The organism is Comamonas sp. 17RB, from assembly GCF_030056555.1.
Taxonomy (GTDB): Bacteria; Pseudomonadota; Gammaproteobacteria; order Burkholderiales; family Burkholderiaceae_C; genus Comamonas; species Comamonas terrigena.
Genome location: NZ_JASHHY010000009.1, coordinates 247,958 through 270,363 on the forward strand (window position 1 = coordinate 247,958; position 22,406 = coordinate 270,363).

19 protein-coding genes are annotated in these 22,406 nt (G+C 62.8%); 15 read left to right on the forward strand and 4 right to left on the reverse strand.

Annotation, left to right across the window (positions count from 1 at the left end; genetic code table 11):
• Positions 1 to 5 precede the first annotated feature (5 nt).
• The 3 genes from QM470_RS17405 to QM470_RS17415 form a co-directional block, all read right to left on the reverse strand.
• Positions 6 to 1,004: a 2Fe-2S iron-sulfur cluster-binding protein gene (locus tag QM470_RS17405; protein ID WP_283340144.1), complete on the reverse strand. Its 999-nt coding sequence runs from the start codon at positions 1,002 to 1,004 to the stop codon at positions 6 to 8.
• 68 nt (positions 1,005 to 1,072) lie between these two features.
• Positions 1,073 to 2,539 carry a mannose-1-phosphate guanylyltransferase/mannose-6-phosphate isomerase gene (locus QM470_RS17410; protein ID WP_283340145.1) on the reverse strand — a complete coding sequence of 489 codons (1,467 nt, stop codon included), beginning with the start codon at positions 2,537 to 2,539 and terminating at the stop codon, positions 1,073 to 1,075.
• Positions 2,536 to 3,648 (reverse strand): MraY family glycosyltransferase, encoded by a 1,113-nt coding sequence (locus QM470_RS17415; RefSeq protein WP_283340146.1) that lies wholly within the window; start codon positions 3,646 to 3,648, stop codon positions 2,536 to 2,538. Before QM470_RS17415 ends, QM470_RS17410 begins: the two co-directional genes overlap by 4 nt.
• A gap of 188 nt (positions 3,649 to 3,836) precedes the next feature.
• On the opposite strand from QM470_RS17415, the gene argB reads away from it, so the two are divergent.
• From argB to QM470_RS17485, 14 genes are all read left to right on the forward strand, one after another.
• A complete protein-coding gene (gene argB / locus QM470_RS17420) occupies positions 3,837 to 4,730 on the forward strand; it encodes an acetylglutamate kinase (protein WP_279997767.1) in 894 nt (297 codons plus the stop codon).
• Positions 4,731 to 5,067: 337 nt separating this feature from the next.
• Entirely contained in the window at positions 5,068 to 5,790 is a 723-nt protein-coding gene (locus QM470_RS17425; RefSeq protein WP_283340147.1) for a response regulator transcription factor, read from the forward strand.
• Between the two features lie 298 nt (positions 5,791 to 6,088).
• A complete protein-coding gene (locus tag QM470_RS17430) occupies positions 6,089 to 7,522 on the forward strand; it encodes a sensor histidine kinase (protein WP_283340175.1) in 1,434 nt (477 codons plus the stop codon).
• Between the two features lie 393 nt (positions 7,523 to 7,915).
• Positions 7,916 to 8,596, forward strand: a complete 681-nt coding sequence (gene slmA, locus QM470_RS17435; RefSeq protein WP_066540943.1) for a nucleoid occlusion factor SlmA — start codon at positions 7,916 to 7,918, stop codon at positions 8,594 to 8,596.
• A 233-nt stretch (positions 8,597 to 8,829) separates the two neighbouring features.
• A complete protein-coding gene (locus tag QM470_RS17440) occupies positions 8,830 to 9,522 on the forward strand; it encodes a TetR/AcrR family transcriptional regulator (protein ID WP_083520602.1) in 693 nt (230 codons plus the stop codon).
• A gap of 49 nt (positions 9,523 to 9,571) precedes the next feature.
• On the forward strand, positions 9,572 to 11,368 hold the full coding sequence (locus QM470_RS17445) for an acyl-CoA dehydrogenase C-terminal domain-containing protein (RefSeq protein WP_283340148.1): 1,797 nt from the start codon (positions 9,572 to 9,574) through the stop codon (positions 11,366 to 11,368).
• 89 nt (positions 11,369 to 11,457) lie between these two features.
• Positions 11,458 to 11,904 carry a DUF2147 domain-containing protein gene (locus tag QM470_RS17450; protein WP_283340149.1) on the forward strand — a complete coding sequence of 149 codons (447 nt, stop codon included), beginning with the start codon at positions 11,458 to 11,460 and terminating at the stop codon, positions 11,902 to 11,904.
• Positions 11,905 to 11,988: 84 nt separating this feature from the next.
• On the forward strand, positions 11,989 to 14,391 hold the full coding sequence (locus QM470_RS17455) for a 3-hydroxyacyl-CoA dehydrogenase/enoyl-CoA hydratase family protein (RefSeq protein ID WP_283340150.1): 2,403 nt from the start codon (positions 11,989 to 11,991) through the stop codon (positions 14,389 to 14,391).
• Between the two features lie 20 nt (positions 14,392 to 14,411).
• A complete protein-coding gene (locus QM470_RS17460; protein WP_283340151.1) occupies positions 14,412 to 15,605 on the forward strand; it encodes an acetyl-CoA C-acyltransferase in 1,194 nt (397 codons plus the stop codon).
• Positions 15,606 to 15,609: 4 nt separating this feature from the next.
• Positions 15,610 to 16,674, forward strand: a complete 1,065-nt coding sequence (locus QM470_RS17465) for an alpha/beta hydrolase family protein (RefSeq protein WP_283340152.1) — start codon at positions 15,610 to 15,612, stop codon at positions 16,672 to 16,674.
• Positions 16,671 to 17,510, forward strand: coding sequence for an acyl-CoA thioesterase (locus QM470_RS17470; RefSeq protein ID WP_218334222.1), 840 nt, complete (start codon positions 16,671 to 16,673; stop codon positions 17,508 to 17,510). Before QM470_RS17465 ends, QM470_RS17470 begins: the two co-directional genes overlap by 4 nt.
• A 66-nt stretch (positions 17,511 to 17,576) precedes the next feature.
• Entirely contained in the window at positions 17,577 to 18,362 is a 786-nt protein-coding gene (locus QM470_RS17475; RefSeq protein ID WP_283340153.1) for an enoyl-CoA hydratase, read from the forward strand.
• Positions 18,363 to 18,591: 229 nt separating this feature from the next.
• The gene (locus tag QM470_RS17480; RefSeq protein WP_066541517.1) at positions 18,592 to 19,074 is read left to right on the forward strand and encodes a thioesterase family protein; all 483 of its coding nucleotides are present in this window, start codon (positions 18,592 to 18,594) and stop codon (positions 19,072 to 19,074) included.
• Positions 19,075 to 19,315: 241 nt separating this feature from the next.
• On the forward strand, positions 19,316 to 19,939 hold the full coding sequence (locus tag QM470_RS17485; RefSeq protein WP_283340154.1) for a bactofilin family protein: 624 nt from the start codon (positions 19,316 to 19,318) through the stop codon (positions 19,937 to 19,939).
• 110 nt (positions 19,940 to 20,049) lie between these two features.
• Here the strand turns inward: QM470_RS17485 and QM470_RS17490 are convergent, their stop codons facing one another.
• A complete protein-coding gene (locus tag QM470_RS17490) occupies positions 20,050 to 20,472 on the reverse strand; it encodes an acyl-CoA thioesterase (RefSeq protein ID WP_066540928.1) in 423 nt (140 codons plus the stop codon).
• Between the two features lie 44 nt (positions 20,473 to 20,516).
• Here QM470_RS17490 and QM470_RS17495 point away from each other — a divergent pair, with 44 nt between their 5' ends.
• Entirely contained in the window at positions 20,517 to 22,373 is a 1,857-nt protein-coding gene (locus QM470_RS17495; protein ID WP_066540926.1) for an ABCB family ABC transporter ATP-binding protein/permease, read from the forward strand.
• Positions 22,374 to 22,406 lie beyond the last annotated feature (33 nt).

Sequence of the window (22,406 nt, forward strand, 5' to 3'; positions counted from 1 at the left end):
TCTAATTAATTGATATTGTTTGAAGAAACAAAAGCGTCTGAGTAGAAGGACTTCGCTGGCAGTCCAGCGTTAGTCAGAGACTGTTTGGCACTTTGAATCATTGCGTCCGAGCCGCAGGCATACACCATGGCTTGCTTCAGCTGGATTTCACTATTCAGCACAGCATCTTGCACATACCCTCGAATACCCTGCCAGCCGGGGTGCTCTCTCGATAGAACGAAGTTCCAGTTCTGAGTTCCGACGGCGCTTTCTGGTTTGATATAGAAATCATCAGGCGTACGGCCTCCCCAGAAAATATGTATGGAGCGGGGGCGATTGTTGGCTGGCATGCTGTCTATGGAGGTCAGCATGGACTTGATGGGGGCAATCCCCGTGCCTGTCGCCAAAAAAATGAGATCCGTACCTTGCACATCGCGAAGAAAGAACGTACCCAGAGGTCCGTGGATGCGCAATAGATCGTTGGGCTTTGCTTGGCTGAACCAGTAGTTACTCATGGCGCCACCGTCGACCTTGCGAATATGCAGTTCCAGTTGTCGATTCAGAAAATCTGCATTGGCCAGCGAGTAACTGCGGCGAATACCACCGGGTCCAATTACATCCACGTATTGGCCGGCCAAGAATTGGAAATCCGCAGTGGGAGGGAAGCGCAAGAAGACGCGGACCACATCTGGGGCCAAGAAATCTATCTGGCTGATGCGGCAGGGCAACGTCTTTGCGTCGGGAACGCAGACATCTCCCAGATCTTCAGCCTCCAAGACCATGTTGGTGGTGGCGGCGCTGATGCAACTGAGGATCCAGCCTTCGGATTTCTCCTGCGCATCTAACCCGATTGCATCCTGCAAGGTATCAGCCTTGCCGCTAATTACGCGGCACTTGCAACTGCTGCACCGCCCCGTCTTGCAGCTGTAGTTGAGGCGAATTCCTGCGCGAGCGGCGGCATCAAGTAGAGGCTCGTTGACTTCGGCTTGAAAATTTTTTCCGTTGATTAATTCGACGGTGAACATTGATTAATTACGATTTGATTTTTGAATTTATAAAATTCAATAGACATGATGGACGTGCGAGGTGGATATCAGAGATCACCTCGGCCATAACTGTCTTCTAGTCGCACAATGTCATCTTCGCCTAGATAACTGCCTGATTGTACTTCGACGATTTCCAGCGGAATCGTGCCCGGATTGGCCAGTCGGTGGACGGTTCCAAGCGGGATATACGTTGATTGGTTCTCGGTCAGCATGATCACTTTGTCACCATTGGTGATTTCCGCCGTGCCTTTAACCACCACCCAGTGCTCTGCGCGATGGTGGTGTTTTTGCAGGCTGAGGCTGGCTTGGGGTTTGACTTGAATGCGTTTGACCTTGAAGCGTTCGCCTTCATCAATGCTGTCATACCAGCCCCAGGGACGGTGTACTTTGCGATGCAGGCTGCGCTCGTCCCGTTGTTCCCGGTCGAGCGTGGTGACGATGTGTTTGACATCCTGGCAGCGGTCTTTGGCCGCCACAAGTATTGCGTCAGGAGTCTCGACAACCACCATGTCTTTGACTCCGACCAGAGCCACCAGTCGGCTGGTGGCGTGGGTCAGGTTGTTGCTGCTGTCAGTCGTGATCACATCCCCGACGCTGGCATTTCCATATGCGTCTTTCGGAAGAACTTGCCAGACTGCATCCCAGGCGCCTAAATCGTTCCAACCGGCCTCCAGCGGAACCATCTTGATCGAGAATTCGCTGCCTGGACAATGCTCCATCACCGCATAGTCAACTGACTCGGCCGCAACCGTTGCAAATAGAGCTGGGTCGGGGCGGGTGAATTGAGCATCTACCCTGCGCGCCTGCCAGGCTTGCTGGACTGTTTCCAGGATGTCTGGCCGGAAATGGGCAAGCGCTTTGAGCCAGACCGATGCCTTCAGAACAAAAATGCCGGCATTCCAGAAATAGTGGCCCGCTTCCAGATAGGCTTGGGCTCGCGCGGCATCGGGTTTCTCGATGAACTGCTGCACGTTCCATGGCTCCATGGTCGCTTCAGGATGTTCGCCGAGGATGTATCCATATCCCGTTTCAGGCCGATGCGGTGTTATGCCGAGGATGGTGATACTGCCCTTCTCGGCTTCCTTGATGGCCTGGTGCATGGCCAGCTTGAAGGCCGCAGCATCGGTTATGGTCTGATCTGCCGGTGTGACGGCCAAGATGGTGTCTTGGCCTGATTCCACGGCTGCCAGTGCTGCAAGAGTAAGGGCGGGTGCTGTGTTGCGGCCTATAGGTTCTAACAGTGCACTGCCCAGTGGGATATCCATTTCTCGCAGCTGTTCAGAGGTCAAAAAGCGATGCTCTTCGCCTGTGACCACGAGAGGTGGCGCTACTTGCACTTCTTCTGTTGCCAATGCTGCCAGTCGCTGAGCCGCTTGCTGAAATAGACTGGTTTGACCCGTGAGGCAGATAAATTGCTTGGGAAATCCTGCACGTGACAACGGCCACAAGCGGGTGCCCGAACCGCCGCAAAGAATGACGGGTGTAATGTTAATAGCTTTTACTTGTTGTGTCATTTCTTTGGGATCCAGCGAAAAAATGCCAATTTGCTATACATTGAAATATAAAGTGCCAGGCAAAAAAGTAAAGAAATAAGTGTAAATGGTTTGCTCTGATAAAAGTAAACGGCCGCAGCACAGGATGTTAGTGCATATCCCCAAAGAAATGGCGATGTAAATCCATTTTGAGTTGTCTTTGTTGCATTGGGAAATAATTTCCTGGCCCAGCGTTTATTGGCAAGTGTATGCAAGTGAACAGCATCTGGTTGCGTGGCAGGGTGCCCTTCTCGCCAGAATCTTCGTCTGAATATGCTGAAAATTACCTCAGTGATGGGGTAGGAGCAAATAAGGAGGCTGGTCCATGGAGATATCGCTGAATTTCTTTCAGGCAGCAACACAGCAATCCATGCCAATGTGAACCCCAAAAAATAGGCGCCGCCATCGCCAAGGAAGATTTTCCCACTGGGCCAGTTGACCAGAAAAAAACCTGCCACAGATCCTGCCACCAGCAAGCAGGTAAAGGCCAAGGGCAAGTCTCCCACTTGGCGCGCAATCAGGCCAAACGCGGTCAGCATGATCAAGGCGGTGCCTGCGGTCAGTCCGTTGAATCCATCAATGATATTGATGGCGTTTGCGACGCCGCCCACTGCGAACGCCGTAAATAAAACAGAAATCACTGTGTAACCCAGCAGCCAATCGATACCAGGTAAATCCAGATGTGTCAGTGCGGTACCTGTAATTCCCCAGCCAAGGATGCCGGATGCCATAGTGGCCAGTAAGCGGATCTTGACAGTTACTTTTTTGGTAACGTCTTCCAATAGTCCGAAAATAAATGCTGGAATTCCTGCCAAGAGAATCGCGCTGAGAATTGCGCGCTTCTCTGCCGCAGCGATGCCATGGCTGGATGCTGCGAATCCTGCGAAAACGCCGATGGCTATGGCAATGCCCCCGATGCGAGGTGTCGGGCTTGTGTGGACCTTTTGAACTCCTGTGCTCGAGTCCATGGAAAAAGCCCCGTGCCATTTTTTTGTGCACACCAACAATAGACAGGTTACGAATGATGCAAGAAGAGCAATCACTGCGTCATACCGAAGGATCTCAGTGACAGAGAAGTTGGAGGGAAGCATGTATTGGAGTTTTTTGGGGAAATTTTTTCAAACAAGATGCATGATTCTGGCGAAGGTCTGCGTGTTCGATGTAAGCGCTGATGCCAGATTGTCTCAGGGAGTAGATGGGGTAGGAGCCAACACACTTGCGGCACAATGCGGCATCTCTTCTATCTTGTATTGTTCCAAGCGACGCGCAACTGATTGCCATGACCGACACCATCTCCCACATTGCCCCCCGCGACAAAGCCGAAATCCTTGCCCAGGCGCTGCCCTACATCCGCAAGTTCCATGGCAAGACTATGGTCATCAAGTATGGCGGCAATGCCATGACCGATCCTGCCCTTCAGGCGGACTTTGCGGAAGATGTGGTGCTGCTGAAGTTGGTGGGTATCAATCCGGTGGTGGTGCACGGGGGGGGGCCCCAGATCGAGACCGCTTTGAACCGATTGGGCAAGAAGGGGGAGTTCATCCAGGGCATGCGTGTGACAGACGCAGAAACCATGGAGGTGGTGGAGTGGGTGCTGGCTGGCGAGGTGCAGCAGGACATCGTGGGCCTGATCCATCAGGCGGGTGGCAAGGCTGTGGGTCTGACGGGGCGCGATGGCGGTCTGATCCGTGCCAAGAAGCTGAAGATGGTGGACAACAAGGACCCGAGCGTGGAGTACGACGTGGGCCAAGTGGGCGATATCGTGGCCATCGACCCCAGCGTGGTCAAGGCACTGCAGGACGATGCTTTCATTCCGGTCATCAGCCCCATCGGCTTCGGTGAAGAAAACGAAAGCTACAACATTAACGCCGACGTGGTGGCCAGCAAGCTGGCCACCGTGCTGCAGGCGGAAAAGCTGGTGCTGCTGACCAACACCCCCGGCGTGCTGGACAAGGCCGGCAACCTGCTGACCGACCTGACAGCGCGTGAGATCGACGGTCTGTTTGCCGACGGCACCATCTCCGGCGGCATGCTGCCCAAGATCAGTGGCGCCCTGGATGCCGCCAAGGCCGGGGTGAATGCCGTGCACATCATCGATGGCCGCGTGCCGCACTCCATGCTGCTGGAAATCCTGACCGATCAGGCCTATGGCACCATGATTCGCAGCCATTGAGCGTGGGCTTGCGCTGTGCCGCAAGCTGCCATCTTGGAAACGCCTGCCCATGCAGTTGAGCTGCGCCGGCAGGCGTTTTTTGTGGAGCATGCGGGCTGCAGTGATCGGAAGGGTCAGGAAAGCCGCTCTGCAGGTGCAGGGCTGGCCGCGTACACTCGCGCGCTACAGAGTGGGGGTTGGCGCCGTTTCGAAACGGAACGAAGCTGCCGACATGGCGCGCCATGGTTGCTTGTTTTACATGTGGTTGCTCTTTGGGCGGCCATGCCAGCGCTCCAGGATGCAGCTCCAGCGGTTGCATACCCCGTAGACACAGAGCGACGAGTCAGGAGTGCAGAGCATGCGTTTGCTGTTGGTGGAAGACGATGTGATGGTGGCCAGTGGCATCAAGCTGGGTCTGGCCGACGCGGGCTATGCCGTGGACTGGGTGGGCAGCGGTGAACGCGCACTGGAAGTGCTGGCGGCCGAAACCTTTGATGTGGCGGTGATCGACATCGGCCTGCCCGGCATGGATGGCTTGGAGCTGACGCGCCGGTTGCGGCACAAGGACATGGCCAGCAGCGGTATGCCGGTCCTGATTCTGACGGCGCGTGATGCCCTGCAGGACCGCGTGCAGGGGCTGGATCTGGGGGCCGACGACTACATGGTCAAGCCTTTCGAGTTGCCTGAACTGCTGGCCCGGCTGCGTGCGTTGCTGCGCCGCTCTCAGGCGGCCACTTCGGCGGTGCTGAGCTTTGGTCCGCTGGAACTGGACACGGCCGGGCGCAGCGCCGGCGTGCGCAGCAAGGATCCGGTGCTGGGTGAGCAATTGCTGCCCATCGACCTGGGGCCGCGCGAATGGACGGTACTGGAATACCTGCTGATCCACGCGCCCAAGCCTGCCAGCAAAGACAAGCTGCTGCAGGCGCTGACGGGCTGGGACAAGGAAATCACCCCCAATGCGGTGGAAGTCTATGTGTCGCGCCTGCGCGGCAAGCTGGAGCCGCACGGTGTGGCGCTGCGCTCGATTCGCGGCTTTGGCTACCGGCTGGAGCTGGCGGCGATGGATTCTTCTGCCGCCTGAGGTGGGCTCTGCAACGCAGTGCTTTGCGCGCCGCCGCGGCCGCGTGCTTCACATCGTGGCAGCGGTGAGCGCGCATGCCCCTGCGGCCACTGATCCCGATCGGCAAGCGGCCCGCAGAGCGGCTGCACCCTGTGCATCAAGGAACTCCATGCAATTCAGGTCTGAGGATGGCGCAGCAGGCGCACACACGGCGTTGGCAGCGGTTTTTTTGACACGCTTGGCGGCACATGCTCCGGCGTCGCAGGCTGCTGCGGTATGGACTGTGGTGCTGGAGCGCTGAGTTATGACCCGCGGCACCATGACGACCACCTTGCGCAACCGGCTGCTGCTGCTGCTGGTGCTGCCGGTGTGCGTGCTGGCCGTAGCGGGCAGCTGGTGGGGCTATCGCTCGGCCGAGACGGCGGCCGGCCAGCATGACCAGCGTTTGCTGCGCCTGCTGCCGCAGCTGGCCGATTCGGTGATGGCGCCGGCCATTGGCAAGGACATGGAGCCGCTGATGGCCCTGTCCCCCAGCATTGACGACTTTGTGCGCAACCGCAGCGGCATCACGGGCTTTGCCGTGGCCGACCTGGACGGCCATGTGCTGGCGGGTGACCCGTGGATCAGTGTGGTGGTGCCGACCACACCGGCGGCGGAATTTCACAGCCAGGAGTTCGGCGGCATTACCTACCGTGTGGCCGTGCAGCGCGCCATGACGGCGGGTGCCGGTGAAATGGTGGTGGCCCTGGCGGATGGTTCTGACGTGCGCCAGCAGTGGCGCCACCAGTTGCTCACCCATGTGCTGCTGCCCAATATGCTGCTGGTGGTGGTGGCGGCGCTGTTGATCTACTGGTCGGTGCGCAAGGCGTTCAAACCACTGCTGGACCTTGCTCAGGCGGTGGAAAGCCGTTCACCCCGCGATTTGAGTCCGATTGACGAAACCACCTCGCCCAAGGAAGTCCGGCCGCTGGTGCAGTCGCTCAACCGGCTGTTCGGCCTGGTGCAGGCACAGTCCGAAACCCAGCGCCGCTTTGTCGCCGATGCCGCCCACCAGCTGCGCACACCCCTGGCGGCGCTGCAGGCCCAGGTGGAAGCCTGGGCACTGATGGCCGCCCAGGTGGAACGGCTGGGGCCGGCCTCTGCCGGGGCCGAAGCCGATCAGCCGCAGTCCGGCCTGTTTCTGAAGACCGAGCAGATCGAAAAGCTGCGCAATGCCACCCGCCGCACCTCCCAGCTGGCCCACCAGTTGCTGGCCCTGTCGCGCGCCGATGCGCGGCATGTGCAGTCCCAGGCACACGAGCGGGTGGATTTGAAGGAGCTGTGCGAAAACCTGCTCGAAGCCTTCTGGGACAGCGCGGCAGCCAAGCAGATCGATCTGGGCCTGGAGGTGGAGGCCGTGTACATCAGCGGGCAGGCCTGGCTGCTGCGTGAGCTGCTCTCCAATCTGGTGGACAACGCCATCAAATACACGCCCTCGGGCGGGCAGGTCACGCTGCGCTGTGGGCGCCGTCGCTTGGGCGGGCGCCAGCCGCAGGCTTTTCTGCAGGTGGAGGACGATGGGCCGGGCGTGCCTTTGGGCGAAACCGGGCGTATTCTGGAGCGGTTTTACCGTCTGCCGGGTTCGGTGGGCGAAGGCTCGGGCCTGGGGCTGGCCATTGCACACGAAATTGCCCAGGGTCACCATGCCGCGCTGCGGCTGACGCCGGGGGCCGGCCAGCAGGGGCTGCAAGTCACCCTGGTGTTTCCAGAGTAAGGCTTTCAATATTTCTTCATGCCCTCGCGGCATGTACGGGCTGCTACACTTTTTATCTGTCCCCAATGGTTGTTACGACGGGGGATGGGCGGCTGTGACCGCTGTGCACGGGAATTGCATGTCCGCAGGGGCAGTGTTGGCCGTGCACTGCTGGTGTCTTTGGACACCTGGTGTCGGCTGGTTGCATGGACCTGGAATGCGGCAGATGGCGTGCTTGTGCAAGCGCTGCCTCTGTGCCGGCAGGCTGGAGTCCATGGTCTCGTGGGGTGCCCATGGCTCTGTGCGCAGTGCAGGAAGACATGGTGCCCTAGACGAAATTGGCGAGTCATGACAAGCGGTTACTTTTGAAAAGTGCTGTGCGAGAATGACTGCGTTGTTACATTTAAATGCCTTATGTCAGTGTCTGAAGTGATTTGCCCGCCCGCCGAAACCGAAGAGCCTGTGGCCGTTGCCGCTGATACCACGCGTACGCGCAAACGTCCCAAGCCAGGCGAGCGCCGCGAGCAGATCCTGCAGGCCCTGGCGGCCATGCTGGAAAAGCCCGGTGCTGACCGCATCACCACCGCCGCGCTGGCTGCCAGCCTGTCGGTGAGCGAAGCGGCGCTCTACCGCCATTTCGCCAGCAAGGCCCAGATGTTTGAAGGCCTGATCGAGTTCATCGAGCAGTCGGTCTTTGCATTGGTGCAGCAGATCGTCACCCGCGAAGTGGAAGAAGGTACGGTCACGCCCGAAGACGGTGCCCGCCGCGCTGCCCGCGCCGTGGGGGTGGTGCTGCAGTTTGCCGAACGCAACCCCGGCATGGTGCGCGTGATGGTGGGCGACGCCATCCTGTTCGAGCACGAGCGCCTGCAGACCCGCATGAACCAGTTCTTCGATCGCATCGAATCCACGCTGCGCCAGTGCCTGCGTCCGGCTGCCGATGCCCTGGGCTCTGCCACCCCGACGGTGGATGCCAATGTGGCCGCCAGTGTGCTGACCGCCTTCATGCTGGGCCGCATGCAGCGCTTTGCGCGCACGGGCTTCCGCCGCCTGCCGACCGAACACCTAGACGCCAGCCTGGCCATGCTGATCTGAGGCTTTGCGCCTGCACAAGCGTGGCCTGGAGGCTGCGCCTGGCCTTCGTCCGCGTGCTGGGACGGGGGCTTTTTTCGTAGAGGAGTGCGGCTTTCCTCTGCCCGCACCTGCCGACTTTCTGTCGGGTAAACACGACAGTCTGCGGATCCGGGGTTTGAGTGTTTACCCTTGGTCAGCTTTTCGAAAGCCGGAAGTTTGCGCAAAATAGAACGATCGTTCGTTTTATTTGTGTCATGACAGCTTCCGCGCCCGCTCCCACTTCTGTTTCCGATGACCGCCCCCTGGGCGATCAACCGCTGCCGCCGGTCGCTGGTGCCCGCCCGCGCGCCGCCCACAAAGGCCAGCAGACCAAGGCCGCCATCATCGACACCGCGCTCGACATGGCCATGCACATCGGCCTGGAAGGCCTGTCCATCGGCGCGCTGGCCCAGGCACTGGGCATGAGCAAATCGGGCGTGTTCGCCCATTTTGGCTCACGTGAAGAGCTGCAGATCTCCGTGGTGGTCGAATACCACCGCCGCTTCGAGCACGAAGTGTTCTTCACCGCCATCCGCCAGCCGCGCGGCCTGCCGCGCTTGCGCGCGCTGTTCGCCAACTGGATGCAGCGCACCTCCATCGAACTGGATTCCGGTTGCATCTACATCAGCGGCGCCATTGAATTTGACGAGCGCACCGGTCCGGTGCGCGATGCCCTGGTCGAATCGGTCAGCACCTGGCATGCCGCGCTGCGCCGCGCCATCGTCCAGTGCAAGGAATGCGGCGACCTGCGCGCCGATACCGATGAATCCCAGGTGCTGTTCGAAGTGCATGGCCTGATCCTGGTGCTGCACTACGAAGCGCGCTTCATGCGCCTGCCCGACTCCCTGCCGCGCGCCCAGCGTGGCTTTGACAACATCCTGCAGCGCTACGGCATCACCCAGGCCTGAGCTGCCGCGCCATTCCAGACCCATACCTACATCCCGAGGAGACCGACCCATGCCCAGCTATAACCCGCCCCTGCGCGACATGCAATTCCTGATGCACGAAGTGTTCAAGGTGACCGACGCCTACCAGGCCATGCCCCAGCATGCCGAGGTGGATGCCGACACCATCAATGCGGTGCTGGAAGAAGCGGGCAAGTTCGCTGCCAACGTCACCTTCCCGCTGAACATCAGCGGTGACGAAGAAGGGTGCCATCTGGACAAGACCACGCACGAGGTGACCACGCCCAAGGGCTACAAGGAAGCCTATGCCCAGTTCGTCGAAGGCGGTTGGCCGGCACTGTCGTGCGACACCAAGTACGGCGGCCAGGGCCTGCCCTTCGTGGTGAACTCCGCGCTGTATGAAATGCTCAACAGCGCCAACCAGGCGTGGACCATGTACCCCGGTCTGTCGCATGGCGCCTATGAAGCCTTGCACGCCCACGGCTCTCCCGAACTGCAGGCCAAGTACCTGCCCAAGCTGACCAGCGGTGAATGGACAGGCACCATGTGCCTGACCGAGCCGCATTGCGGCACCGACCTGGGTCTGCTGCGCTCCAAGGCCGAGCCCCAGGCCGACGGCAGCTACAAGATCACCGGCAACAAGATCTTCATCTCCGCTGGCGAGCACGATTTCACCAGCAACATCGTCCACCTGGTGCTCGCCCGCCTGCCCGATGCACCCGCCGGCTCCAAGGGGATCAGCCTGTTCGTGGTGCCCAAGTACCTGGTGAACGCCGACGGCTCGCTGGGTGCGCGCAACGGCATCTACTGCGGTGGCCTGGAGCACAAGATGGGCATCAAGTCCAACGCCACGGCCCAGATCGTGATGGAAGACGCCGTGGGCGAGCTGGTGGGTCAGCCCAACAAGGGCCTGCAAGCCATGTTCGTGATGATGAACGCGGCCCGCCTGGGTGTGGGCAACCAGTCGCTGGGCCTGACCGAAGTGGCTTTCCAGAACGCGCTGGCCTATGCCAAGGACCGCCTGCAGATGCGCAGCCTGTCCGGCACCAAGGCCAAAGACAAGCCGGCCGACCCCATCATCGTGCACCCCGATGTGCGCCGCATGCTGCTGACCGCCAAGGCCTATGCAGAAGGCGGCCGCGCGCTGTCGACCTTCTGCGCACTGCTGATCGACCAGGAACTGAACCACCCCGATGAGAAAGTGCGCAGCGACAGCGCCGATCTGGTGGCCCTGCTGACCCCCATCGTCAAAGCCTTCCTGACCGACAACGGCTGGATCGCCACCACGCAAAGCCAGCAGGTGTTTGGCGGCCATGGCTTCATCAAGGAATGGGGCATGGAGCAGTATGTGCGCGACAACCGCATCAACATGATCTATGAAGGCACGAACGGCGTGCAGGCCCTGGACCTGCTGGGCCGCAAGGTGCTGGGCAACCAGGGCGCATCGCTGAAGAAGTTCGGCAAGCTGATCGCCAAGCTGGTGGAGGAAGAGGGCGTCAACGAAAAGATGAGTGAATTCATCACGCCCGTGGCCATGCTGGGTGAGCAGATGACCAAGTTCACCACCGAAATCGGCTTCAAGGGCATGCAGAACCCCGACGAAGTGGGCGCCGCCAGCGTGGACTACCTGCGCGTGGCCGGCCACCTGGTGTTCGGCTACCTGTTCGCCCGCATGGCCCAGGTGTCGCTGCGCGCCATCGCCGACGGCAACACCGACCCCTTCTACGTGGCCAAGCTGCAGGTGGCGCGCTTCTACTTCGCCAAGCTGTTCCCGGAAACCGCAACGCTGATGCGCACCGCCCGCGCTGGCGGCAAGACGCTGATGGACAGCGACGCCGCACTGGCCTGATGCACTGGGGAGGCCGCTTTGCAACACCCTCAAACAGCGGAGCGGCCTGTGGAGACAAATCCTGAAGTTCGAACCGAAAGGACCTGGATATGAAGACCGTAAAAGTACTGGCAGCTGCTGTGGTGGTGATGGTCGGTGGCATGTCTGCCGCCTGGGCGCAGATGACGCCTGTGGGCACCTGGCAGAGCGTGGACGACAAGACCGGCGAAGCCAAATCGGAGATCCAGATCAGTGACAACGCGGGCGTGCTCAGCGGCCATGTCACCAAGCTGCTGCGCAAGGGTGCCGATCCTGCCGCCGTCTGCACCGAATGCAAGGACGGCCTCAAGGGCAAGCCCATGGTGGGCCTGCCCATCATCACCGGCGCCAAGAAGGCCGAGGGCAAGACCGTCTGGGAGGACGGCAAGATCCTCGACCCCGAAAGCGGCAAGAGCTACACCCTGCGCCTGACTCCCATCGACGACGGCAAGAAGCTGGAGGTGCGCGGCTCCATCGGCCCGTTTGGCCGCACCCAGACCTGGGTGCGCGTGCCGTAAGCACCGCACGCCCGCCCGTCCTACACCCCAATTTCAACGCAGCCCGGCCGCTGGCCGGGGCTGCGTCTTTTCACCCAGAACACCATGTCCCGATTCAACGTCAAGAAAGTCGCCGTGCTCGGCGCCGGCGTGATGGGCGCGCAGATCGCCGCCCACCTGGTCAACGTCAAGGTGCCGGTCATCCTGTTTGACCTGCCCGCCAAGGAAGGCCCCAAGAGCGGCATTGCCGAACGCGCCATCGCCAATCTGAAAAAGCTCAAGCCTTCGCCCATCGGCGTGGCTGAAGATGCCGACCTGATCCAGGCGGCCAACTACGAGGAGCACCTGAAGCTGCTCAAAGGCTGCGATTTGGTCATCGAAGCCATTGCCGAGCGCATGGACTGGAAGCTGGACCTCTACACCAAGGTCGCCCCCTTCATCGCCAAGCATGCGCTGGTGGCATCCAACACCTCGGGCCTGTCCATCACCAAGCTGAGCGAGGCGCTGCCCGATGCCATCAAGCCGCGTTTCTGCGGCATCCACTTCTTCAATCCCCCGCGCTACATGCCGCTGGTGGAACTGATCAACACCCCCACCACCCGTCCCGAGGTGCTGGACCAGCTGGAAGCCTTTGTCACCAGCGGTCTGGGCAAGGGCGTGGTGCGCGCGCACGACACCCCCAACTTCATCGCCAACCGCATCGGCATTGCCGGCATGCTGTCCACAATGAAGCAGGCCGAGAACTTTGGCCTGACGTTCGATGTGGTCGATGACCTGACCGGCAAGAAGCTGGGCCGCGCCTCCAGCGGCACCTTCCGCACCGCCGACGTGGTGGGCCTGGACACCATGGCCCATGTGATCAAGACGCTGCAGGACAACCTGAGCCCGGAGACCGATCCCTTCTACGGCAACTTCGGCACGCCCGCCGTGCTGCAGAAACTGCTGGACCTGGGCCATCTGGGCCAGAAGGCGAAAAAAGGCTTCTACCAGAAGGTGGGCCGCGAGGTGCTGCAGTTCGAGCTGGACAGCGAGGACTACGTGCCCGGCGGCCAGAAGGCCGACGAGGTCTATGGCCGCATGCTGAAGAAGCCCGCAGCCGAACGCCTGCCGCTGCTGCGCAATGCTGAAGGCGCCCCCGGCCAGTTCCTGTGGGCCATTCTGCGCGACAGCTTCCACTACGCGGCCATCCACCTGGAGACGATTGCCGAATCCGCCCGCGATGTGGACCAGGCCATGCGCTGGGGCTTCGGCATGAAGCAGGGCCCGTTCGAGCTCTGGCAGGAAGCCGGCTGGCTGCAGGTGGCCACGATGATCCAGGAAGACATCGATGCCGGCAAGGCGCTGTCCACGGCGCCACTGCCCCGCTGGGTGTTCGAAGGCCCGGTGGCGCAAGCCGGCGGCGTGCACACGGCCCAAGGTTCCTGGAGCCCGGCGCAGAAGAAGTTTGTCGCCCGCCGCGTGCTGCCCGTCTATGAACGCCAGATCTTCCCCGAGAAGCTGCTGGGCGAAGACAGCCTGCCGGACTGGAAGACGGCCGGCACCACCATTGCCGAGACCAAGGCGCTGCGCACCTGGACGCTGGACGGTCAGGTGCTGATCGCCAGCATCAAGAACAAGATGCACGCCATCAGCCCCGAGGTGATGGAAGGCCTGGTGGAAGCCGTGGAAACCGCCGAGAGCGATTTCGAGGCCATGGTGATCTGGTCCGGTGACGCGCCCTTCAGCGTGGGCGCCGATCTGGAAGCCACCATGCCCGCCTTTGTGATCGGGGGCGCCGACGCCATCGAAAGCATCGAAGCCGAGCTGCAGAACATGATGCTGCGCATCCGCTACGCGCAGGTGCCGGTGGTGGCGGCCATCCATGGCATGGCCCTGGGCGGCGGCTGCGAGCTGGCCGTCTACAGCGCCCGCCGCGTGGCGCACATGGAAAGCTATATCGGCCTGGTGGAAGTGGGCGTGGGCCTGATCCCCGGTGCCGGCGGCCTGACCTATATCGCCCGCCGTGCGGCCGAGAACATGGCCCAGTCCACCAGCAAGGATGTGCTGCCCTTCCTGACCGAGGGCTTCACCGCTGCGGCCATGGCCAAGGTGGGCACCAGTGCCATCGAATCGCGCAAGCTGGGCTATCTGCTGGATTCCGACCTGATCGTGCCGCACAAGGACGAGGTGCTGTTCACCGCCATCAACGAAGCCCGCTCCATGGCTGCGGGTGGCTGGCGCGCGCCGCTCAAACGCCTGTTCCCGGTGGCAGGTCGCAGCGGCATGGCCACCATCAAGGCCCAGCTGGTGAACATGCGCGATGGCGGCTTCATCAGCGCCTACGACTTCAAGATCGCTTCGATGATTGCCGAGATCGTCTGCGGCGGCGACGTGGATGCCGGCTCGCTGGTGACCGAGGAATACCTGCTGGCGCTGGAACGCAAGGCCTTCTGCCACCTGATCGGCCAACCCAAGACCCATGAACGCATCTTGGGCATGTTGAACACCGGCAAGCCGGTTCGCAACTGATTGGCAAGGAGACAAGAACCATGAAACAAGTACAAGACGCCTACATCGTTGCCGCCACGCGCACGCCCATCGGCCGCTCGGGCCGGGGCTATTTCAAGAACACCCGTCCGGATGATCTGCTGGTGGCCACGCTGAAATCCGCCATGGCCCAGGTGCCCACGCTGGACCCCAAGGCGATCGAGGATGCCATCATCGGCTGCTCCTTCCCCGAAGGCGAGCAGGGCATGAACATGGCGCGCATTGCCGTGGGCTTGGCGTTCGACCACCCCATCGGCGGCGTGACGGTGAACCGCTTCTGCGCCTCGGGCGTGACGGCCATCCAGATGGCGGCCGACCGCATCCGCGTGGGCGAAGCCGATGTGCTGATCGCGGGCGGTGCCGAGTCCATGAGCATGGTGCCCATGGGCGGCAACAAACCTTCGTTCAATCCCGAGATCTTTGCGCGGGACGAAAACGTGGGCATTGCCTACGGCATGGGCCTGACCGCCGAGAAAGTGGCCCAGCAGTGGAAGGTGACGCGCGAGATGCAGGACGCCTTCGCGCTGGAATCCCACCTGCGTGCCGTGCGCGCCCAGCAGGCGGGTGAATTCGCCGACGAAATCACGCCCATCGACATCATCGACCGCAGCCCCGATCTGGCCTCCGGCGAAGTCATCACCAGGACCCGCACCGTGAGCCTGGATGAAGGTCCCCGCCCCGACACCACGCTGGAAGCGCTGGGCAAGTTGCGCCCGGTGTTCGCTGCACGCGGCAGCGTGACGGCAGGCAACAGCTCGCAGACCAGCGATGGCGCCGGTGCGCTGATCTTGGCCAGCGAGAAGGCCGTCAAGCAGTTCGGCCTGACGCCGCTGGCCCGCTTCGTCAGCTTTGCCGCCCGCGGCGTGCCCCCCGAAATCATGGGCATCGGCCCCATCGAAGCCATTCCTGCTGCGTTGCGCTATGCCGGCATCAACCACCAGGACATCGGCTGGTTCGAGCTGAACGAAGCCTTTGCCGCCCAATCGCTGGCGGTCATCAACAGCCTGGGTCTGGACCCGGCCAAGGTCAACCCCATGGGCGGTGCCATTGCCCTGGGTCACCCCCTGGGGGCGACCGGTGCCATCCGTGCGGCCACCGTGGTCCACGCGCTGCGCCGCCACAAGCTGAAGTACGGCATGGTGACCATGTGCGTGGGCACCGGTCAGGGCGCCGCCGGCATCTTTGAGAGCGTCTGAGGCCATGACCACCCTTCTGCAACCAGTCGGGTGGACCGAAGCCCAGCTGGCCGTGCCGGGCAGCGATGCCCGGCTGGCGCTGCGCCACTGCCAGCCCACCGACGCGCCCGTGCGCGGCCGGGTGGTGCTGGCACCGGCCGTGGGCGTGCCACAAACCTTTTATGCGGCGTTTGCCGAATGGCTGGCCGCACGCGGTCTGGCCGTGACCACTTTTGACTACCGGGGCCATGCGGCCTCGCTGCAGGGCCCGCTGCGCCAGGCCAAGGTCGATCTGCTGGATTGGGCCCAGGACTGCCTGGCCGTGGCCCAGCACCTGCGCGCGCTGGACGCCGCCGAGGGCCTGCAGCGTCCGGTGCTGTGGGTGGGCCACAGCGTGGGGGCCCAGCTGCCGGGCTTGTGCCGGCCGGTGCTGCCGGTGGACGGCATGCTGACCGTTGCCAGCGGCAGCGGCTACTGGCGTGACAATGCTCCGCCGACCAAGCGCAAGGCGCTGCTGTGGTGGTGGTGCATACAGCCTGTGATCACGGCGTTGTGCGGCTGTCTGCCGGGCAAGCGCCTGGGGCTGATTGGCGATCTGCCGGCCGGCGTGGTCTGGCAGTGGCGGCGCTGGTGCATGCACCCCAGCTACAGCCTGGGCGTGGAAGGCGAGCGTGCACGCCAAAGCTATGCCGCGGTGCGCTATCCGGTGCATGCGCTGTCGATGACCGACGACGAGATGATGTCCTGGAACAGCACGCGTTCGCTGCTGAGCTGGTACCGCAACGCCCCCCAGGTGCTCGAACGGGTGCGGCCTGCCGATGCCGGTCAGCCGCGCATCGGGCATTTCGGGTTTTTCCGCCGTGACATGGCCGATACGCTGTGGCCGCGTGCGGCGGCCGTGCTGGAGCAGTGGCTGGGCCCGGCGGGTGACATGGAGGGGCTGCCGCGGCGACCGCATGGCGGTTCGGCGGTGGCGCCTGCGAGTCAGGCGGCCCTGGCGGAACCCGCTACAGTGGTGGCCAAGCATTGCCCCCCTGCTGCGCCCTCGATGGCGGCGGGGCAGGGTGATCGGTTCACGGAGGCAACATGACAGATTCGAGCACCCCCCCAGGCCATGCGCTGGACGCCATGCTGGCGCTGCAGCCGCGCGAGCCCGGGGTTTACGAAGGCCATACCCACGCCGGTTACTGGAACATGGTGGGCCCCTACGGTGGCGCCACCGCTGCGTTGATGCTGCACAGCATCCTGCAGCACCCGGACTGCCTGGGCGATCCGGTGGCGCTGACGGTGAACTTTGCCGGCCCAGTGGCTGCAGGGCCCTACCGCATCGAAGCCACTCCGGTGCGCACCAACCGCTCCACCCAGCACTGGACGGTGGTATTGCTGCAGGATGACGAGAACGGCGATCAGCAGGTCACCACCACGGCGACGGCCGTGACGGCCGTGCGGCGCGACACCTTCAGCATCGAAGACGGCCGTCCGCCCCACATGCCCGACCCTGCCACCTGCGAGCGTTTCGACACCACCGGCGCCATGGAGTGGCTGCAGCGCTACGACATGCGCGTGGTGACCGGTGCCATTCCCAAAGTGTGGGACGACAGCGCGCACGAGCCCGTGAGCCAGCTGTGGGTGCGCGACAATCCGCCGCGTGCGCTGGATTTTCCGGCGCTGGCGGCGCTGTGCGACGTGTTCTTCCCCCGCGTGTGGCTGCGCCGTGCGCGGCGGGTGCCGGCGGGCACGGTGTCGATCACCACCTATTTTCATGCCGACCGTGCCCAGCTCGCTGCGCAGGGCGACCAGCATGTGCTGGGCCAGGCCGATGCCCAGGCTTTCCGCAACGGCTTTTTCGACCAGAGCGCCCAGGTCTGGGATGCGAAAGGCCAGTTGCTGGCCACATCGCACCAGACCGTGTACTACAAAGAGTGAAGCGTCGCTGTGTGCAGCCAGGCTGCACAGCGTGCTGATTTTTCCTTCTCCCCAGGAAGCCTATCCATGAGCGAAACCACCTCCGATATCCTGGTCCACACCGAAGCCGGTGTGCGCACCATCACCTTCAACCGCGTCGACAAGAAGAACTCCATCACGCAGCTGATGTACGGCACCATGGCCGATGCCCTGGCCAGCGCCGCCACCGATGACGCGGTGCGCGTGGTGGTGATCCAGGGGGATGCCACCATCTTCAGTGCCGGCAATGACATCGGCGACTTCCTGAACCGCCAGGACGGCCAGGGCCTGCCGCAGGAAAGCCCCACCTTCCGCTTCCTGCACGGCATTGCCAGTTTCCCCAAGCCCTTGCTGGCGGCCGTGGCCGGCCCGGCCGTGGGCATCGGCACCACCTTGCTGCTGCACTGCGACCTGGTCTACGCCGGTGACAACGCCGCGTTCTCCATGCCTTTCGTGAATCTGGGTCTGTGCCCGGAAGCGGCCTCCAGCCTGCTGCTGCCGCAGATGCTGGGCTACCACCGTGCCGCCGAAGCCCTGCTGCTGGGCGAGCCCTTCATGGCCGAGGCCGCGCTGGAAGTGGGTTTGGTCAACCGCGTGCTGCCGCCCACTGAAGTCAATGCCTATGCCCAGGCACAGGCCAAGAAGCTGGCGGCCAAGCCCGTGAGCGCGCTGATCGAGACCAAGCGCCTGATGAAGGGCGGCCAGCAAGCCGCCGTGAAGGCACAGATGGCCGAAGAGGGTGCCAGCTTCGGCCGCATGCTGACGGCTCCTGCGGCCAAGGAAGCCTTCACCGCGTTCATGCAAAAGCGCAAGCCCGATTTCAGCCACTGCTGAGACCGGCAGGCCGGGGGCTCCGGCTGCTTCCCGCAGCGCCATCCGGCGAAGCGATGCCCGATCCCCCGTGCCACGGCCCACAGCATCTGCTGCGGGCCGTTTTCGTGGGACTTTTGCACGCTAAAAATAGGAGCATCCTGTGTTCCGGCGGTGGCGGATTCCGAAGCGCAAGGTCCGGAATCTGCGGCCGCATAGCCACAGGCTGTTCCTGATTGGACAGGACATGGACATGCCCCAGACCCCCGCGGTTCCCACGGCGTTCGAGCCGGAATTCATTGCCGCCATGCGCCAGCTGACGGAGGAGCTGATCAGCTTCCACAAGGTGCTGGGCCTGCAGCTGGTCTCCGTCACCCCGCAGGAGGCCCAGGCCCGCATGGTGATGAAGCCCGAGCTGGTGGGCCACTTTGGCTACAACCGCCTCCACGGCGGTGCCATCAGCGCTGCACTGGATGCCATGGGGGGCGTGGCGGTGATGGCCGCCATTGCTGCCAAGCACATGGACGAGCCGGTGGTGCAGCGCATGCAGCGTTTTGCGCGCCTGGGCACCATCGACCTGCGGGTGGATTTTCTGCGCCAGGGGATTGGCGAGGTGTTCAGTGTCCAGGCGCGTGTGCTGCGCCTGGGCTCGCGCGTGGCATCCACGCGCATGGAGTTCCTGGGTGAGGACGGCACCTTGCTGACCGCCGGTGCGGCGGCCTACATCGTCTCGTAATCACGGCCGACACGAAGTCGGCCGGGCGCGGCACTGCCGTACGCCCCTTGCGGTTTCATGATGTGCAAGCCCAAGTGCTGGCGAAGCGCGCCGCACCAGCGTCGCATGCTCTCAAAATACTTGCAAACGAAAGAACTGCAAGTGCATGTTGCATGTGCGATTTTTGCTTACAACTCTTGCGATCTTGCTGTCTTCGTTGCACAACATCCTTTCTAGGATGCAGCTTTTCGCAGGAGGAACCATGGCAGTGCAGAACCCCTTTTTCGGCAAGCGCGACAACGACACTTTTTCCACACGTACCTCGACCAGCGGCAGTGCGCTGGGCACAGGCAGTTCCAGCAGCTACGGCAGCACATCCAGTACATCCGGCACCAGCATGTCTTCCACCAGCCCCCGCTCCAGCACCTCTTCGGCATCCAGTGACAGCAGCGGCAGCAAGCTCACCGTCGGCCCCAACATCAAGCTCAAAGGGGTGGAGATCACCGACTGCGACACCCTGGTGGTGGAAGGCACGGTCGAGGCAACCATGAATTCCCGCGTGATCCAGATCGCCGAGCAGGGCGCGTTCCGTGGCTCCGCCGAGATCGACATCGCCGAAATCCACGGTGAGTTCAATGGCAACCTGACCGTGCGCCAGAAGCTGGTGATCTTCAGCACCGGCAAGGTGAGCGGCTCCATCCGCTACGGCAAGATCGTGATCGAAGAAGGCGGCCAGCTCAGCGGCGACATCCAGGTGGGGGCAGGCGGCACCGCTTCCAGCTCCGGCAGCGCATTCTCCAGCAGCAGCGCCAGCGGCACGTCCAGCAGCACGGGCCTGCAACTGGCCGACGAGACCTCGTCTTCGTCGTCCTCGCTGGCCGTGTAAGCCAGCCACGCCCTCCTGTGCTGCGGGAGGGCGGCCACTGCGGAAGGCCGGGATCTTGCTCCCGCAGTGCTGCAGGCGGGTGTGCTGCCGCCTCAGGCGGCACAGGCGTTTCAGTTGCCGCTGACTTCGGGCGGAATGGCGCGGGGGCGGCCGGCTTCGTCGATGGCCACATAGGTCAGCGTGGCCTCGGTCACCTTGATGTAGCGGCCCTGGCGCTGGATGCGCTCGGCATAGACCTCCACCTCCACCGTCACCGAGGTGCGGCCCACATGCGACAGGTGGGCATAGAACGACAGCAGATCCCCCACGCGCACCGGCTGCTTGAAGATGAATTCCTTCACCGCCACCGTGGCCATGCGGCCCTGCACGCGGCGCGCCGGCAGCACGGAGCCGGCCAGATCGACCTGCGACATCACCCAGCCGCCAAAGATATCGCCATTGGCATTGCAGTCGCCGGGCATGGGAATGACCTTGAGCACCAGCTCCTTGTCTGTGGGCAAGGTGACATGGGCGGGGGAGTTGGGGGTGGACATGGGCACAATCTCGCAAAACAACAAAACTGCGAAATTGTCACCGCATGCGCCACCACGCCGCTCCCCCCGATCCCATTTCCACGACCACGCCCCAGGCTTCTGGCCGTGACGCCGCCACGCTGCGCCGTTTGCTGCCCTATCTGTGGGAATACAAATGGCGGGTGATCGCCGCCCTGCTGTTCATGGTGGGAGCCAAGCTGGCCAATGTGGGCGTGCCGGTGCTGCTGAAGAACCTGGTGGATGCGCTGACGCTGAAGCCTGGTGACCCGCTTGCCATCCTGGTGGTGCCCGTGGGCCTGCTGCTGGCCTACGGCCTGCTGCGGCTGTGCACCTCGCTGTTCTCGGAGCTGCGGGAGCTGGTGTTTGCCAAGGCCACCCATGGCGCGGCGCGCAGCATTGCGCTGGCGACCTTTCTCCATCTGCATGCCTTGAGCATGCGTTTCCACCTGGAGCGCCAGACCGGCGGCATGACCCGCGACATCGAGCGCGGGGTGAAGGGCGTGGAGTCGCTGATCTCGTACTCGCTCTACAGCATCGTGCCCACGCTGATCGAGGTGGCGCTGGTGCTGGGCATCATGGCCGTGCAGTTCGACCCCTGGTTCGCCGCCATCACCTTGGCGGCGCTGGCGGTCTACATCACCTTCACCGTCAAGGTGACGGAGTGGCGCACCCAGTTTCGCCGTGCGGCCAACCAGCATGACTCTGCCGCCCACACCCAGGCGATCGATTCGCTGATCAATTACGAAACCGTCAAATACTTCAACAACGAAGCCTTCGAAGCGGCGCGCTACGACGAGAACCTGGAGCGCCTGCGCAAGGTGCGCCTCAAGAGCCAGAGCACCCTGACGCTGCTCAACAGCGGCCAGCAACTGGTCATTGCCGTGGCGTTGGTGGCCATTCTGTGGCGCGCCACCCAGGGCGTGGTGGCGGGTACGCTGACGCTGGGCGATCTGGTGATGATCAATGCCTTCATGATCCAGCTGTACATCCCGCTGAACTTTCTGGGCGTGCTCTACCGGGAGATCAAGCAAAGCCTGGTGGACCTGGACCGCATGTTCACCTTGATGGACAAGGAGCGCGAAGTGGCCGATGCGCCGGATGCTGCGCCGTTGCAGCTGGCGGGAGAGCCGGCCGTGCGCTTTGAGCAGGTGCGCTTTGCCTACGATCCGGCGCGGCCCATTCTGCAGGATGTGAGCTTCGAAATTCCGGCCGGCAAGACTGTGGCGGTGGTGGGGCCCTCCGGCTCGGGCAAGAGCACGCTGGCACGGCTGCTGTTCCGCTTCTATGACCTGCAGGGCGGACGCATCACCATCGCCGGCCAGGACATCCGCCATGTCACGCAGGACAGTCTGCGGTGCGCGATCGGCATCGTGCCGCAGGACACGGTGCTGTTCAACGACACGGTGGAATACAACATCGCCTATGGCCGGCCCGGCGCCCGCCACGACGAGGTGGTGGCCGTGGCCCAGGCGGCCCGCATCCATGATTTCATTGCGGCCACGCCCCAGGGCTATGCCACGCGCGTGGGGGAACGGGGGCTGAAGCTGTCCGGTGGCGAAAAGCAGCGCGTGGCCATTGCCCGCACGCTGCTGAAGAACCCGCCGGTGCTGATTTTTGACGAGGCCACCTCGGCACTGGACAGCGCCAACGAGCGGGCCATCCAGGCGGAACTGGCCCAGGTGGCGCGCAACAAGACCACCTTGCTGATCGCCCACCGGCTGTCCACGGTGGTGGATGCACACGAGATTCTGGTGATGGAGGCCGGCCGCATTCTGGAGCGTGGCCGCCACAGCGAGCTGCTGGCGCTGAACGGGCGCTATGCGCAGATGTGGGCCTTGCAGCAAAGCGGTGAGGCGGATGGCAGCGAAGGTGGCACGGAAGCTGCACCGCTGAAAGCATAGCCCGTCCACATGTTCTATATCAGCACGGCCACG